At 67.6% G+C, this 14326-nt stretch carries 14 protein-coding genes; 7 read left to right on the forward strand and 7 right to left on the reverse strand.

Features of this window, described 5'->3' with window-relative positions:
• Window positions 1-217 precede the first annotated feature (217 nt).
• Both katG and QLQ15_RS15985 read left to right on the forward strand, forming a co-directional pair.
• A complete protein-coding gene (katG, locus tag QLQ15_RS15980) occupies window positions 218-2398 on the forward strand; it encodes a catalase/peroxidase HPI (RefSeq protein ID WP_283213742.1) in 2181 nt (726 codons plus the stop codon).
• 125 nt (window positions 2399-2523) lie between these two features.
• Window positions 2524-3141 carry a DUF937 domain-containing protein gene (locus tag QLQ15_RS15985; RefSeq protein ID WP_283213743.1) on the forward strand — a complete coding sequence of 206 codons (618 nt, stop codon included), beginning with the start codon at window positions 2524-2526 and terminating at the stop codon, window positions 3139-3141.
• Window positions 3142-3248: 107 nt separating this feature from the next.
• Here QLQ15_RS15985 and QLQ15_RS15990 read toward each other — a convergent pair whose 3' ends face one another.
• Window positions 3249-3671 carry an RNA-binding S4 domain-containing protein gene (locus QLQ15_RS15990; RefSeq protein WP_432277826.1) on the reverse strand — a complete coding sequence of 141 codons (423 nt, stop codon included), beginning with the start codon at window positions 3669-3671 and terminating at the stop codon, window positions 3249-3251.
• Between the two features lie 127 nt (window positions 3672-3798).
• Between QLQ15_RS15990 and QLQ15_RS15995 the strand changes: the two genes are divergently transcribed.
• The gene (locus QLQ15_RS15995; RefSeq protein WP_283213745.1) at window positions 3799-5286 is read left to right on the forward strand and encodes an MATE family efflux transporter; all 1488 of its coding nucleotides are present in this window, start codon (window positions 3799-3801) and stop codon (window positions 5284-5286) included.
• An 18-nt stretch (window positions 5287-5304) separates the two neighbouring features.
• Here the strand turns inward: QLQ15_RS15995 and QLQ15_RS16000 are convergent, their stop codons facing one another.
• The 6 genes from QLQ15_RS16000 to ffh all read right to left on the reverse strand — a co-directional run bounded on the left by QLQ15_RS16000 (window position 5305) and on the right by ffh (window position 10169).
• Window positions 5305-6243 carry a Mut7-C RNAse domain-containing protein gene (locus QLQ15_RS16000; RefSeq protein WP_283213746.1) on the reverse strand — a complete coding sequence of 313 codons (939 nt, stop codon included), beginning with the start codon at window positions 6241-6243 and terminating at the stop codon, window positions 5305-5307.
• Window positions 6244-6356: 113 nt separating this feature from the next.
• Window positions 6357-6737 carry a 50S ribosomal protein L19 gene (rplS, locus tag QLQ15_RS16005; RefSeq protein ID WP_283213747.1) on the reverse strand — a complete coding sequence of 127 codons (381 nt, stop codon included), beginning with the start codon at window positions 6735-6737 and terminating at the stop codon, window positions 6357-6359.
• Between the two features lie 122 nt (window positions 6738-6859).
• Window positions 6860-7651, reverse strand: coding sequence for a tRNA (guanosine(37)-N1)-methyltransferase TrmD (gene trmD / locus QLQ15_RS16010; protein ID WP_283213748.1), 792 nt, complete (start codon window positions 7649-7651; stop codon window positions 6860-6862).
• 87 nt (window positions 7652-7738) lie between these two features.
• Entirely contained in the window at window positions 7739-8278 is a 540-nt protein-coding gene (gene rimM / locus QLQ15_RS16015) for a ribosome maturation factor RimM (protein ID WP_283213749.1), read from the reverse strand.
• A 35-nt stretch (window positions 8279-8313) separates the two neighbouring features.
• The gene (gene rpsP / locus QLQ15_RS16020) at window positions 8314-8571 is read right to left on the reverse strand and encodes a 30S ribosomal protein S16 (RefSeq protein WP_158985471.1); all 258 of its coding nucleotides are present in this window, start codon (window positions 8569-8571) and stop codon (window positions 8314-8316) included.
• Between the two features lie 230 nt (window positions 8572-8801).
• Window positions 8802-10169 (reverse strand): signal recognition particle protein, encoded by a 1368-nt coding sequence (gene ffh / locus QLQ15_RS16025; RefSeq protein WP_283213750.1) that lies wholly within the window; start codon window positions 10167-10169, stop codon window positions 8802-8804.
• A gap of 118 nt (window positions 10170-10287) precedes the next feature.
• Here ffh and QLQ15_RS16030 point away from each other — a divergent pair, with 118 nt between their 5' ends.
• The 4 genes from QLQ15_RS16030 to QLQ15_RS16045 all read left to right on the forward strand — a co-directional run bounded on the left by QLQ15_RS16030 (window position 10288) and on the right by QLQ15_RS16045 (window position 14314).
• Window positions 10288-11073, forward strand: a complete 786-nt coding sequence (locus QLQ15_RS16030; RefSeq protein ID WP_283213751.1) for a cytochrome C assembly family protein — start codon at window positions 10288-10290, stop codon at window positions 11071-11073.
• A 99-nt stretch (window positions 11074-11172) separates the two neighbouring features.
• A complete protein-coding gene (locus tag QLQ15_RS16035) occupies window positions 11173-11628 on the forward strand; it encodes a MarR family winged helix-turn-helix transcriptional regulator (protein ID WP_283213752.1) in 456 nt (151 codons plus the stop codon).
• A gap of 2 nt (window positions 11629-11630) precedes the next feature.
• Window positions 11631-13121, forward strand: coding sequence for an efflux transporter outer membrane subunit (locus tag QLQ15_RS16040; protein ID WP_283213753.1), 1491 nt, complete (start codon window positions 11631-11633; stop codon window positions 13119-13121).
• Complete coding sequence (locus QLQ15_RS16045) at window positions 13118-14314, forward strand: HlyD/EmrA/EmrK family protein (protein WP_283213754.1); 1197 nt, start codon at window positions 13118-13120, stop codon at window positions 14312-14314. The genes QLQ15_RS16040 and QLQ15_RS16045 overlap by 4 nt, the downstream gene beginning before the upstream one ends.
• Window positions 14315-14326 lie beyond the last annotated feature (12 nt).

The following is a 14326-nucleotide window of genomic DNA, read 5'->3' on the forward strand; positions in this document are numbered from 1 at the left end:
CGGATCATTCGATTTCAACTGTCGATCGGCACTGACTAAGGTGAGTTCGACCCGGAGCTTGCCCGTCAGGCAAGCGTCACGACGCGAGTGGAGGATTGCGTCGGCACCCGTGCATCTGGCCGCAACATCGTTCGCGCCACCATGCCCACCGGTATACCCCAGGCGTACCGCTCCGGACGAACCATCACTGGAAGCACACGAACCAAGGAGAGAGCCGATGTCATTCGAATCGAAGTGCCCCTTCAAGCACACGGTCGGCGGTGGCCGCACGAACAAGGACTGGTGGCCCAAGCAGTTGCGCGTCGACCTGCTGCACGACCACTCGTCCAAGTCCGACCCGATGGGCAAGGACTTCAACTACGCCGAGGAATTCCAGAAGCTCGACTATGCCGGGCTCAAGAAGGACCTGGCCGACCTGATGACCGATTCGCAGCCTTGGTGGCCGGCGGATTTCGGCCATTACGGACCGCTCTTCATCCGCATGGCCTGGCACAGCGCCGGCACCTACCGCATCTTCGACGGTCGCGGCGGCGGCGGTCGCGGACAGCAGCGTTTCGCGCCGCTCAACAGCTGGCCGGACAACGTCAGCCTGGACAAGGCGCGGCGCCTGCTGTGGCCGATCAAGCAGAAGTACGGCCGTCGCATTTCGTGGGCGGATTTGATGATCCTCACCGGCAACGTCGCGCTGGAGACGATGGGCTTCAAGACCTTCGGTTTCGGCGGCGGACGCGAAGATGTGTGGGAGCCCGACCTGGACGTGTTCTGGGGCGAAGAAGAAGAGTGGCTGGAGGATCGCCGCTACTCGGGCGAGCGCCAGCTCGACAATCCGTTGGCCGCGGTGCAGATGGGCCTGATCTACGTGAACCCCGAAGGCCCCAACGGCAATCCCGACCCGGTCGCCGCCGCCATCGACATCCGCGAAACCTTCGCGCGCATGGCGATGAACGACGAGGAGACCGTCGCGCTGATCGCAGGCGGCCACACCTTCGGCAAGACGCACGGCGCGGGCGATCCCAAGAACGTCGGCGTGAACCCGGAAGGCGACGACATCGTCGCGCAGGGCCTGGGCTGGGCGAACAAACACGGCACCGGCATCGCGGGCGATGCGATCACCAGCGGCCTGGAAGTCACCTGGACCAGTTCGCCCACGCGCTGGAGCAACAACTTCCTGTGGAACCTGTTCGGCTACGAATGGGAACTGACCAAGAGCCCCGGCGGTGCGCACCAGTGGCAGCCCAAGGGCGGCATGGGCGCGAACACCGTGCCGGATGCGCACGATCCGGACAAGCGTCGCGCGCCGGCGATGCTCACCACCGACCTGTCGCTGCGCGTCGATCCGGTGTACGAGAAGATCGCGCGGCGTTTCCTCGAACGTCCGGATGAGTTCGCCGACGCGTTCGCGCGCGCCTGGTTCAAGCTCACGCACCGCGACATGGGCCCGCGTTCGCGTTACCTCGGGCCGGAAGTGCCGGCCGAGCAACTGATCTGGCAGGACCCGGTTCCTCCGATCGACCATCCGTTGATCGATGCCTCCGACGCGGTTGCGCTGAAGAAGAAGATCCTCGCATCGGGACTGTCCGTGTCGGAGCTGGTATCCACCGCGTGGGCATCGGCCTCCAGCTATCGCGGCTCGGACAAGCGCGGTGGCGCCAATGGCGCGCGCATCCGCCTTGCACCGCAGAAGGACTGGGAATCCAACCAGCCAGAGCGCCTGGCCAAGGTGCTCAAGGCACTGGAAGGCATCCAGGCCGATTTCAACGGCGCTGCGTCGGGTGGAAAGAAGGTCTCGCTGGCCGACCTGATCGTGCTGGGCGGCAATGCCGGCATCGAACAGGCCGCTAAGAATGGTGGGCATGAGGTCACGGTGCCGTTCTCGCCGGGCCGCACGGACGCCACGCAGGAGCAGACCGACGTCGCCTCGTTCTCGGTGCTGGAGCCTCATGCCGACGGCTTCCGCAACTACCTCAAGTACCGCTCCGGCGTGCCGGCCGAATCGCAGCTCGTCGACAAGGCGCAGCTGCTGACGCTGACCGGTCCGGAGATGACGGTGCTGGTGGGCGGCCTGCGCGTACTGGACACGAATGTCGGCCAGACATCGCATGGCGTGTTCACGACACGGCCCGGCACGCTGACGAACGACTTCTTCGTGAATCTGTTGAGCATGAACACGCAATGGAAGCCGACCACGGACAACGAAGCGGTGTTCGAAGCGTTCGATCGCAAGACCGGCGAGAAGAAGTGGACCGGAACGCGCGTAGACCTCATCTTCGGCTCGCATTCGCAACTGCGCGCCTACGGCGAGGTCTATGCCAGCAACGACGCGCAGGAGAAGTTCGTCGACGACTTCGTGGCGGCGTGGACCAAGGTGATGAACCTGGACCGCTACGATCTGGCGTGATCTGGATCGCACCCAAAAAGCCCGGCGGCAACGCCGGGCTTTTTTCTTGCGCGATTGCCTTCACACCATCACGACCGCTGAACGTCGCGGCGCTAGCATCAAGCCCCCACCTGGAGAGTCGCGCCATGACCACTTCTCTGACCAACGACCTGCTCAATCAGTTGCAGGGACAGCCGCTGGCCGACATCGGCAGCCAGCTGGGGCTGTCTCCGTCGCAGACCGAAGGCGCGGTGTCGGCGGCATTGCCGCTGCTGCTGGGCGCGCTCGGCCGCAACGCCAGTCAGCCGCAGGGCGCTGAAGCGCTGTTCGGTGCGCTGCAGCGCGACCACTCCGGCCTCGACATCGGCAGCGTGCTCGGTTCGGTGCTCGGCGGCGGTGGACAGGGTGGCTCGATCCTTGGCCACGTGCTCGGTGGTCGCCAGCAGAACGCCGAGCAGGGCCTGGGCGCGGCCACGGGGCTGGGGCAGAGCCAGGCCGGCTCGCTGCTGCAGATGCTCGCGCCGCTGGTGATGGCCTACCTCGCCAAGCGCATGTTCGCCGGCAATGGCTCGGGCAATGCGCTCGCCGCGTCGCCGCAACAGCTCGGCGACGTGCTGGGCATGGAGCATCAGGCGATCGCGCAGCAGGGCGGCATCGGCGGCGGCCTGATGGGTGCGGTGCTCGATCGCGACGGCGACGGCGACACCGACTTCTCCGACCTCATCGGCCTGGCCGGTTCGATCCTGGGCGGCGGGCGTCGCTGAGGCGTTCGTGTTGGCGATGAACCGGGAGCACTGACGCGCGCACGTCGCGCGTCCTGCTCCTTTTTCCGGCCCTCTGTGCGGTGCGCAGGGAGAGGGCTCAAGCAGGATCACGTGGCGTCGATGTCGCCCAGCGCGCGGATGAGGCGACGCGCGCGCTTGTCGGGTTTGGTCTCCGGCGCGCGGTAGCCGGTGCGTTCGGCTGCGCGCAATGCCCGCGCGTGTTCGCGCGCGGCGCGCGAAGCTTCGCTTTCGGCATACAGTGCCTGCGCGACGCTGGCCGACCCGCGCGTGTCGCTGAGCCCGCGCACTTCGATCTCGAACATTTCCTCGGCCCGCGCGACGCGCAGCGCGTCGCCCACGCGTACCGCGCGCGACGGTTTGGCGCGCTGACCGTCGACCTCGATCTTGCCGGTCTCGATCGCGTGCTTTGCCAACGAACGGGTCTTGAAGAACCGGGCTGCCCATAGCCAAAGGTCCAGGCGGACCGTCTGCACCGGGTTGGAGTCGTCACTCACGGGCGTATCGCGCATCGCATCTGTGGTCTTCCTGCTTGTGCATTATCGCAGGGTCCGGGCGATATTCGCGCGTGCGTTCAGGCATGGCTTCGCGTTCGCATCCGCGGTGCTACCGTGCGCCCTTTCCGCACGCGGACCCGCCATGGCGCCAACCACGCACAACCTCACCGAAGGACCCATCGGCCGCAACCTGCTCGCCTTCGCCCTCCCCATCCTGGCCGGCAACGCAGCGCAGTCGCTCAACGGCTCGGTGAACGCGGTCTGGGTCGGACGCTTTCTGGGCGAGGAAGCCCTTACCGCGACCGCGAACGCCAACAACATCATGTTCTTCCTGATCGGCTCGGTGTTCGGCATCGGCATGGCAGCGACCATCCTGATCGCGCAGGCCATCGGTGCGCGCGACGTGGGCCAGGCGCGCCGCGTGATGGGCACCAGCGCGACGTTCTTCATCGGCCTGTCGGCGGTCATCGCCGCGCTGGGCTGGTGGTTGTCGCGACACCTGCTGGCTGCCATGGGCACGCCCGCGGCCTCGCTGCACCTGGCCGAGGATTACCTGCAGGTGATCTTCCTGGCCATGCCGGCGCTGTACGCCTTCGCCTTCCTCACGGCCGCGCTACGTGGCGTGGGCGATGCACGCACGCCGTTCCGTTTCCTCCTGATCGCCGTGGTGCTGGACATCGTGCTGAACCCGTTGCTGATCTTCGGGATAGGTCCGTTTCCGAAGCTCGGCATTGCCGGTTCCGCCTGGTCCACGCTGGTCTCGCAGGTCGTGACGCTGACGGCCCTGCTGGCCTACCTGCGCCACAAGCGCCACGTGCTGTGGCTGGGCCGACACGAAGCGCACCTGTTCAAGATCGATCTCACGATCCTGCGCGTGCTGATCGTCAAGGGCGTGCCGATGGGCCTGCAGATGGTGCTGATCTCGCTGGCGATGATCGCGATGATGACCATGGTCAATCACCACGGCACCGAGACCACCGCCGCCTATGGCGCCGCGCTGCAGTTGTGGACGTACGTGCAGATGCCGGCCATGGCAGTCGGTGCGGCCTGTTCGTCGATGGCCGCGCAGAACGTGGGTGCGCACCGCTGGGACCGCGTGGCGGGCACAGCGCGCGCCGGCGTGCTGATCAACTTCCTTTTGACCGGTGCGCTGATCGTTCCGCTCATCGCGCTGGACCGCTGGACGCTGTCGCTGTTTCTTCCGCCGGGCAGCGACGCGCTGGAAGTGGCACGCCATCTCAACCACATTTCGGTGTGGTCGTTCCTGTTCTTCGGCGTGACGTTCGTGGTGTCGGGCGTCGTGCGATCGACGGGCGCGGTGATTCCACCGCTGCTGATCCTGGCGCTGGCGCTGTGGGGGGTACGCGTGCCCTTTGCGAACCTGCTGCAACCGCACCTGGGCGTGGATGCGATCTGGTGGAGTTTCCCCGTCAGCGCGGTCTGCTCGATGCTGATGGCGCTGGCGTATTACCGCTGGGGCGGATGGCGTCGCGCGCGCATGCTGCCGCCGGATCGCCACGAAGTCGCGGTGCCGGCCGAAGTGCCCGCGCCACCGCCCTCGCCGGTCGCCGACCCCAGCGCGGACCCGGAAGACGACGTGCCGCAGGCAGTACAGGAACCCGCACGCTGAGCGCTTGAACGGCACGCGTCAGATGGGAACGCCCACTTCCGCCAGCCGTTGCCGCAGACGCGTCAGGTGACTGCCGGGCCAGTACACCTGGCGACAATCGCGGCATTGGCTGAGGCGGAGCGGCCATTGCGCCGTCCGCCGACCGAGCTTGCCGGGATCCAGTTTCCCCGGCGGCGGCGGCGCCGGGTCGCCGATGTCGGGCGCATGCCCGGGATCGCGTTCTGACGGATCGCCCGGGTCGGGATCGCGTTTGCGCGGCGGCGTGCGATGCGGTTCGCGTTCCCGCGGCGGCACGCGGTCGGTGTCGTGTTCGTCCGGCGCCATGGCGTCCACCGGCCCGTTGCAGCGCGCGCAACGCGTGAACGGCGCGATGCGCGCGTCGAGCTGGAAGCGATCGAGCACTTCGCGCAACTGTCGGCGTGGGTCGGTCGCATGCAGGAACGCACCGTGCGTGAGCGCCGAGCGCTTCAGCAGGCCGGTGTCGCGCGTGAGCAGGATGCGACGCTGCGCCTGCGAGATCGCCAGCAGCTCATCGTCGTCGTAATCGTTGCGGTACAGCGTGTCGAATCCGAGAAGGCGCAGGTACGACGCCAAGCGCCCCAGGTGCACATCGAGCACGAAACGCGGCTCGCGCAGCGGCTTGGGACGAAGGTGGTTGTTCCCGCCGAGCTCGAAGCGTTCGAACATCGGATACACCGCGACTCGCTCGCCACCGGTGAGCCGGTGCGTGAACGGTACCGGCTCGCCATCGACGAGGATCAGGTCGACCTCGGTGTGCGGCACGCCGAGCGATTCGATGCGGTCCTTGACGCTGGGCGTGCCGTCGAACACGTGTCGGAAACTGCGCTTGCGACGTTCCGGCGCAAGGAAGTCGCCCAGCTCTTCATAGAAGCGGAACTCGCACTGGTGCTGTTGCGTGGCCACGGCATCGATGCAGGCGCGGCGATGCAGCCGCACGCCGCAGGCTACGCCGCGCGATGTCAGTGGCGTGGGAAGGCATCACCCCGGAAACGACAACGGCCGCCCGGAGGCGGCCGCTGGAGGCGTGGGCACGAAGCCCTCGCGCTGGATTACTCGGACTTCGAGTAGGCCGACAGATCTTCCTTGATGCGGGCCTTCTTGCCCTGCAGACCACGCAGGTAGTACAGCTTGCCGGCGCGGACCTTGCCGCGACGCTTCACGTCGACCGACGCGATGGTGGCGCTGTGGGTCTGGAAGACGCGCTCGACGCCGTAGCCGTGGGAAATCTTGCGCACGGTGAACGAAGAGTTCAGGCCGGCGCTCTTGATCGCGATGACCACGCCTTCATAGGCCTGGACGCGCTCGCGGTTGCCTTCCTTGACCTTCACGTTGACGACGATGGTGTCGCCCTGGCTGAAGGCGGGAAGCTGACGCTGGATCTGCTCGGCTTCGAAGTTCTGGACGAGCGTGTGGATGGAGGGCTTGTTCATGGCTTTGGCCTGTTGGAGTCGTTGTAGCGCGAGTGCACGTGGACCCGCGTCTGGCATGGGTGGAGCTAAGGGTGACGCGAAGCCGCGCATTATAGCGGCATTTTTCCTTACGGGGCTAGCGGTTACGCTTCGGACCCGGCCGGGCGCGAGGCCTCGGGACCCCGGGTCCCGGTCTCCGCGTTCAGCTGGGCCCGGTAGGCCTCCAGCAGCTTCCGGTCGGATTTGGACAGGGCGGCCTCGTCCAGCAGGTCCGGTCGGCGCTGCCAGGTCCGGCCGAGGGACTGCATCCGGCGCCACTTGGCGATTTCGGCGTGATTGCCGGACATCAGCACCTCCGGGACGGCGCCCAGCTCGTGCTCGACCGGCCGGGTGTAGTGCGGGCAATCCAGCAGACCGTCCTCGAAGCTGTCCTGCACGGCCGATTCGGCGTCGCCCAGCACGCCCTCGCGCAGGCGCGCCACGGCGTCCACGACCACGGCCGCAGCCAACTCGCCGCCCGACAGGACGTAGTCGCCGATGGAAATCTCCTCGTCGACCTCGGCGCAGATCAGGCGTTCGTCGATCCCTTCATAGCGTCCGCAGAGCACGATGAGGCGTTCGCGGCCGGCCAGTTCGCGCACCTTCGCCTGGGTCAACGGTGCGCCCTGGGGGCTCATGTAGATCACCTTGACGGGTGTCGGATCGGCCTCGCGCGCGGCCCGGAGGCTGGCGCGCAGCGGGTCGATCAGCATCACCATTCCCGGCCCACCGCCGAAGGGGCGGTCGTCCACGCGGCGGTAATTGCCCTCGGCGTAGTCGCGCGGATTCCAGCCGTGTACGGACAGCAGCCCACGCTCGACCGCGCGCCCGACCACGCCGAACGCGGCGCACTGGGCGACGAAGTCCGGGAACAGGCTGACGATGTCGATGCGCATGGGATTCGGGCGGGAGGCGGGAGAGTCGGTCGGCAAGCATAGCGCCGGAGGACGCAGCCTCCAGCGCGATTCACGCGCGGCCCGGACTCAGAACTCGGGATCCCAGTCGACCGTCACCACGCCCGCGTCGAAATCCACCGACACGACGTACTGCGGTTGCACGAAGGGAATCATGCGTTCGCGCTCCTCGTCGCGCGCGACGAGGACGTCGTTGGCGCCGGTGGCGAACAGGTGCGAGACGGTACCCAGCGGGACGCCGTCGACGGTCACCACGCGCAGGCCTTCCAGGTCGACCCAGTAGTACTCGCCGGCACTCGGCGGCGGCAACGCGGAACGCGGGACGTAGATCTCGGTGCCGCGCATCGCCTCGATGGCGTCGCGATCGCTGACATCGGGCAACGTGGCGACGGTGTACTTGCCACTTTGCTTGCCGCGCACGCCACGCAGCTCGCGTTCGTTGCCCTGCGGGTCGCGCAGGATCCACGGCTGGTAGCGGAAGATCGCGTCGCGCGGTTCCGTCCAGGATTCAAGTTTTGCTTCGCCCCTGACGCCAAAAGCGCCGGAAATCCTGCCCAGCAGGATCCGGCGCTCTTGGGATCCGGTGCGCTCCGGAGAGTCGCCCGTCATGTCGATCTGGCCGCGCGTGAAGCGCGGCCCGCGGATCAGGCGGCAGTCGCGGCCTTGGCCGCTTCCTTGTAGATCACGGCGACCTTGTCGGTCAGCTGCGCACCGTTCTTGATCCAGTGCTGCACGCGCTCGACGTCCAACTCGACGCGCTTCTCGGCGCCCTGGGCGACCGGGTTGTAGTAGCCCACGCGCTCGATGTTGCGGCCGTCACGGGCATTGCGGCTGTCGGTGACGATGACGTGGTAGAACGGACGCTTCTTGGCGCCGCCGCGAGCGAGACGAATCTTGACCATGGTTCGGTAGTTCCTGTGTTGCCCAGCTGCCGGAATGGCAGGGTAAGCCGGCAATTGTAAGGCATTGATCGGGGTGAGGAAACCCCGGATCCGGACGTGTTCAGGGCGCTTCGCTCCCCTCTTCCGCCCCTCCGGGGTACTTCTCCCGCGAGGGGAGAAGGAAAATCCTGGAGCACCCGCGCCCCTTGCGGGAGGGGACAGTCCGCCGCAGGCGGCCAGGGAGAGGGATATCAGCGGAACGGCATGCCGCCGCGCGCGCCCATCATGCCCTTCATCCCGCGCATCAGGCCCTTCATGCCGCCGCCGGACAGCTTGGACATCATCTTTTCCATCTGCTGGAACTGCTTCATCAGCTTGTTGACGTCGGCCGGGGTCAGGCCGGCGCCCTTTGCGATGCGGGCGCGGCGCGAGCCGTTCAGCAGGCCCGGGTTGCGGCGCTCCTTCTTCGTCATCGAGTTGATGATGGCGACCATGCGCGGCACTTCCTTGCCGGTGACCTGGTTCTTCACCGAATCAGGGATCTGGCCCATGCCCGGCAGCTTGTCCATGAGGCCGTGCAGGCCGCCCATGTTCTGCATCTGCTCAAGCTGGTCCTTCATGTCGTTGAGGTCGAACTTCTTGCCCTTGGCGACCTTCTCGGCGAGCTTCTGCGCCTTGTCCTTGTCGACCTGCTGCTCGACCTGCTCGACCAGCGACAGCACGTCGCCCATGTCGAGGATGCGGCTGGCGATACGGTCCGGATGGAAGACGTCCAGGCCGTCGGGCTTCTCGCCCACGCCGATGAACTTGATCGGACGCTGCGTGATGTAGCGCACCGACAGCGCGGCACCGCCGCGCGCGTCGCCGTCGGTCTTGGTCAGCACCACGCCGGTCAGCGGCAGCGCCTCGCCGAAATGCTTGGCGGTGACGGCGGCGTCCTGGCCGGTCATGGAGTCGACCACGAACAGCGTCTCCACCGGCTTAACGGCCGCGTGCAGCGCCTTGATCTCGGCCATCATCGCGTCATCGATGCTGGTGCGGCCGGCGGTGTCGACCAGCAACACGTCGACGAACGACTTGCGCGCATCGTCGATGGCGGCGCGGACGATGTCTTCGGGTTTCTGGTCCGGGCTGGACGGGAAGAACAGCACGTCCACCTGCTGCGCCAGCGTCTTGAGCTGCTCGATCGCGGCCGGACGATAGACGTCGGCCGACACCACCATCACCTTCTTCTTGCGCTTTTCCTTCAGGTGCTTGGCGAGCTTGCCGACCGTGGTGGTCTTGCCCGCGCCCTGCAGGCCGGCCATCAGGATGACCGCCGGCGCCGGCACGTTGAGGTTGAGGTCGGCGGCCTGCGAGCCCATGACCGCCGTCATCTCGTCGCGCACGACCTTGATCAGCGCCTGGCCCGGAGTCAGCGACTTGAGCACTTCCTGGCCCACCGCGCGCACCTTGATGCGCTCGATCAGCGCCTGCACCACCGGCAGCGCGACGTCGGCCTCCAGCAGGGCGATGCGCACCTCGCGCAGCGACTCGCGGATGTTCTCCTCGGTCAGACGGCCACGGCCGCGCAGGCGCTCGATGGTGCCGGAGAGACGCTGGGTCAGGGATTCGAACATGCGGATGCGACCTGCACGAAAGCGGAAAACGGGGGCGCGAAGTATAGCCCGCCGCTCCGTCGCGGTTCCGCGCATTGGGCCACTGCGGTTCGTCTCGCCGCTGTGCGACACTGCCCCAATGACAATCGTTCTCATCGCCATCGTGCTGTACCTCGTCGCGGCCGCCCTGCTGATCACCGGCGTGCAGCGGGACCACGTGTCGCGGAGCTGGCTGCCCGCTGCGGCGGTGGCGGTGGTGCTGCATGGCGTGGTCCACCTGCTGGCCTGGCGGCAGGCCGGCGGTGCGGACATGCACTTCTACGCGGCGATGTCGCTGGTGGGCCTGGGCATGGCGGCGCTCACCACACTGGTCGGCGCCGGCGGACGCATGGCGGCGCTGGGTGTGGTGGTGTTCCCCCTGGCCGCGTTGACGCTGTCGGGCTACCACCGCCATGGCCATGTCATTACCGAAACGCTGGACTGGCGACTGCAATTGCACGCATGGATGGCGTTGCTGGCCTACGCGACGCTGGCGATCGCGGCCCTGCTGGCGGTGATGCTGTGGCTGCAGGAACGCGCCCTGCGTCGACGCGAATTCCGCACCTGGCTGCGCGCATTGCCACCCCTGGTGGAGCTGGAAACCCTGCTGTTCAGGACCATCGCGGTCGGCTTCGCCCTGCTGACGGCGACGCTGCTGACCGGTTTGCTTTTCGTGGAAAACCTCTTCGCCCAGCACCTGGTCCACAAGACCGTGCTCAGCGTCCTGTCGTGGCTGGCCTTCGGCGGCCTGCTGCTGGGTCGCTGGCGCTACGGGTGGCGTGGGGCGACCGCGGTGCGCTGGACCCTCGCGGCCATGGCCCTGCTGATCCTGGCCTTCTTCGGCAGCAAGTTCGTCCTCGAACTGGTCCTGCGCCGACCCGGCTGAGCGCCTTCCCCGCTGTTCAGCCGGGTGAAACCCGGCTTTCCATTGCTGCAACAATATTTGCATTGACAAATATTGCCCGGGACATAAATATGCCCGGCCATGAAACCGCTTCCCCCTTCCGCCTGCAGTGGTTCGACGCTGGGCCTGCTCTTCCGGCAGGTCCGGGACGCCATGTGGGCGCGCATGGAGCACGAGCTGGCGGCCGCCGGCCATGAACTCACGTTCAGCCAGTACATCGCGCTGAAGAAGCTGTCCGATGGTCCGCATGGCGTCACCGACCTCGCCCGCGCCGCCGAACTCAACCCCGGTGCGATGACCCGCCTGCTCGACAAGCTCGAAGCCCGGGGGCTGGTCGCCCGCGTGGCGGACCCGGCCGATCGCCGCGCGCTGAACATCAATCTCACCGAAGCCGGTGCGTCCATGTGGCAGGACGTCAACCAGTGCGGGCAGCGCGTGCGCGAGCGCGCGATGCAGGGCATGAGCGATTCCGAACGCGAACAACTCACGCGCCTGCTTGAACAGGTGCGCGACAACCTTTCCTTTACCGACTCCTGACCATGGCCCCCACGACCCCACGCCCGCCCCGCGGGCTGAAGCCCGTTCTGTCCGCGTTGGCGATCGCCCTGCTCGTCGCCGGCTGCGCCAGTTCGCGCGGCCTCGCACCGGAAGGTCGTCCGCTGGATGCCGACTCGCTGCAGAGCCAACGCTCGCTGGCAGGCGCCTCCGATGCCGCGTTTCCCACGCAGGACTGGTGGACCACGCTGGGCGATGCGCAGCTCAACGCTCTGATCAATGAAGCCCTGCAGGGCACGCCGGGCCTCGACGCCGCCGACGCACGCGTGCGTCAGGCCATCGCGCAGGCCGGCCTGGCCGATGCCGCGCGCAAGCCGACGCTCAGCGCAAGTGCGCAGTACGTCGGCGTGCAACTTCCCGAAACGCTCGCGTCCCCACCGCTGGGCGGTTCCTACACCGACATCGCCATGCTGGGCCTGACCTTCCGGTACACCTTCGACCTCTGGGGCGGAGAGAAGGCCAAGTGGCAGGCCGCCGTCGGACAGACGCGCGCGGCGGAGATCGACGCGCAGGCCGCGCGACTCACGCTCTCGTCCAACATCGCGCGCGCCTATGTCGCGCTTGCGCAGGCCTTCGACGCGAACGACACGGCCAAGGCCGACCATTCGCGTGCCGCGCAGCTGCTCGACCTCGGCCGCCAGCGCGTCGCCGCCGGCCTCGACAACCAGCTGCAGATCCGCAACGCGGAAAGCGCGGTCGCCAGCGCCGAACAGCAGATGCAGGCCAGCGAGCACGAGATCGAAGTCACGCGCAACGCCCTCGCCGCGCTGCTCGGCAAGGGTCCGGATCGCGGCCGCGACATCGCACGCCCGGCCGTGCTCGATGCGCCCACGCCCGGCGTCCCGGGCGTGCTGCCGAGCGAGCTGCTCGGTCATCGCCCCGACGTGGTCGCGGCGCGCTGGCGCGTGCAATCCGCGCAGCACGGCATCAAGGCCAGCAAGGCTGCGTTCTATCCAAGCGTCAACCTCGCCGCGCTGCCCGCGCTCGCGGTGGGCGCCGGCGACCTGGGCGACATCTTCAGCGGCGATGCACTGCAGCTGCTGGGGACCGCGGCGATCAACATGCCGATCTTCGACGGCGGCCGCCTGCGCAACCAGCTGATGAAGAGCGACGCCGACTACGACCTTGCCGTCGCCACCTACAACCAGACGCTGGTCGGCGCGCTGCGCGAAGTCGCCGATGCGCTGCATGCGGCGCGCTCGCTCGATGGCCAGATCGTCTCCGCCACGCAGGCGCGCGATGCCGCGCAGAGCGCGTGGGACATCGCCACGTCGCGCTATCGCGCGGGCCTGGGCACGCAACTGGACGTGCTCGCCGCACAGCGTCCGCTGCTGGAACTCGACCGTCAGCTCACCGTGCTGCGCGCGCAGCGCCTGGCCGCGTCCATCGACCTCGACCGCGCCCTCGGCGGCGGCCTGGTCATCACCGCTCCCGATTCCACCGAACCGAACATCGCCAAGGCCTCCACGCCATGACCACCGAACCCAATCCCAACGCCAAGGCGGCCGCGCCGCAGACCGCCGGCAACGGCAAGCGCAAGAAGGCGCTGGCGATCCTTGCCACCACCGCGATCGTCGCCGGCCTCGGCTGGGCCTCGTGGTACCTGCTCGTCGCGCGCTGGCACGAAGACACCGACGATGCCTACGTGCAGGGCAACGTCGTCAGCATCGTTCCGCAGACGCAGGGCACGGTGGTCAGCATCGACGCCGACGACGGCATGAAGGTCGAAGCCGGCCAGGCGCTGGTGCACCTGGATCCGAACGATGCGCGCGTCGCCTACGACCAGGCCGTGGCCAACCTGGCCAACACGGTGCGACAGGTGCGCGGCCTGTACAGCGCGGTCGAATCCGGCAACGCCGATCTCGCCGCGCGCGAGGCGCAGGTGGCGCGTGCGCGCGCCGACCTCAAGCGCCGCGAAGGCCTGGTCGGCAACGGCGCCGTCTCCGCGGAAGAACTGGCGCACGCGCGCAACGAACTGGCCGTGCTCGAAGCCGGCCTGCGTGCGTCCAGCGGCAACCTGTCGCGCAACCGTGCACTGGTCGATGCCACCACCGTGAGCAACCAGCCGCAGGTCGAAGCCGCTGCGTCGCAGCTGCGCCAGGCGTACCTCAACCTGCAGCGCACCGCGATCGTCGCGCCGGTGTCGGGCTATGTCGCCAAGCGCCAGGTGCAGCTGGGCCAGCGCGTGCAGCCGGGCGTCACGCTGATGACCATCGTGCCGCTGGAACAGGTGTGGGTCGAAGCGAACTTCAAGGAAACGCAGCTGGCAAAGATGCGCATCGGCCAGCCGGTGAAGGTGCACGCCGATCTCTACGGCGGCGATGTCGAGTACGACGGCAAGGTCGCAGCGCTGGGCCTGGGCACGGGCAGCGCGTTCTCGCTGCTGCCGGCACAGAATGCCAGCGGCAACTGGATCAAGATCGTGCAGCGCGTTCCGGTGCGCATCGAAGTCGATGCGAAGCAGCTGGCCGAACACCCGCTGCGCCTGGGCCTGAGCATGCACGCCGACGTGACCGTTCGCGACCAGGACGGCGCCGTGCTGGCGCAGGCGCGCAAGGACGCCAAGCCGCTGTTCACCACGGCCGCCTACGAGAAACAGCTCAGCGATGCGAACGCACTGATCGACAAGGTCATCCGCGAGAACCTGCCGGGCGCGCGCAACGGCTGATCCGCGAGCCGT

The organism is Lysobacter stagni, assembly GCF_030053425.1.
Classification (GTDB): domain Bacteria; phylum Pseudomonadota; class Gammaproteobacteria; order Xanthomonadales; family Xanthomonadaceae; genus Lysobacter_J; species Lysobacter_J stagni.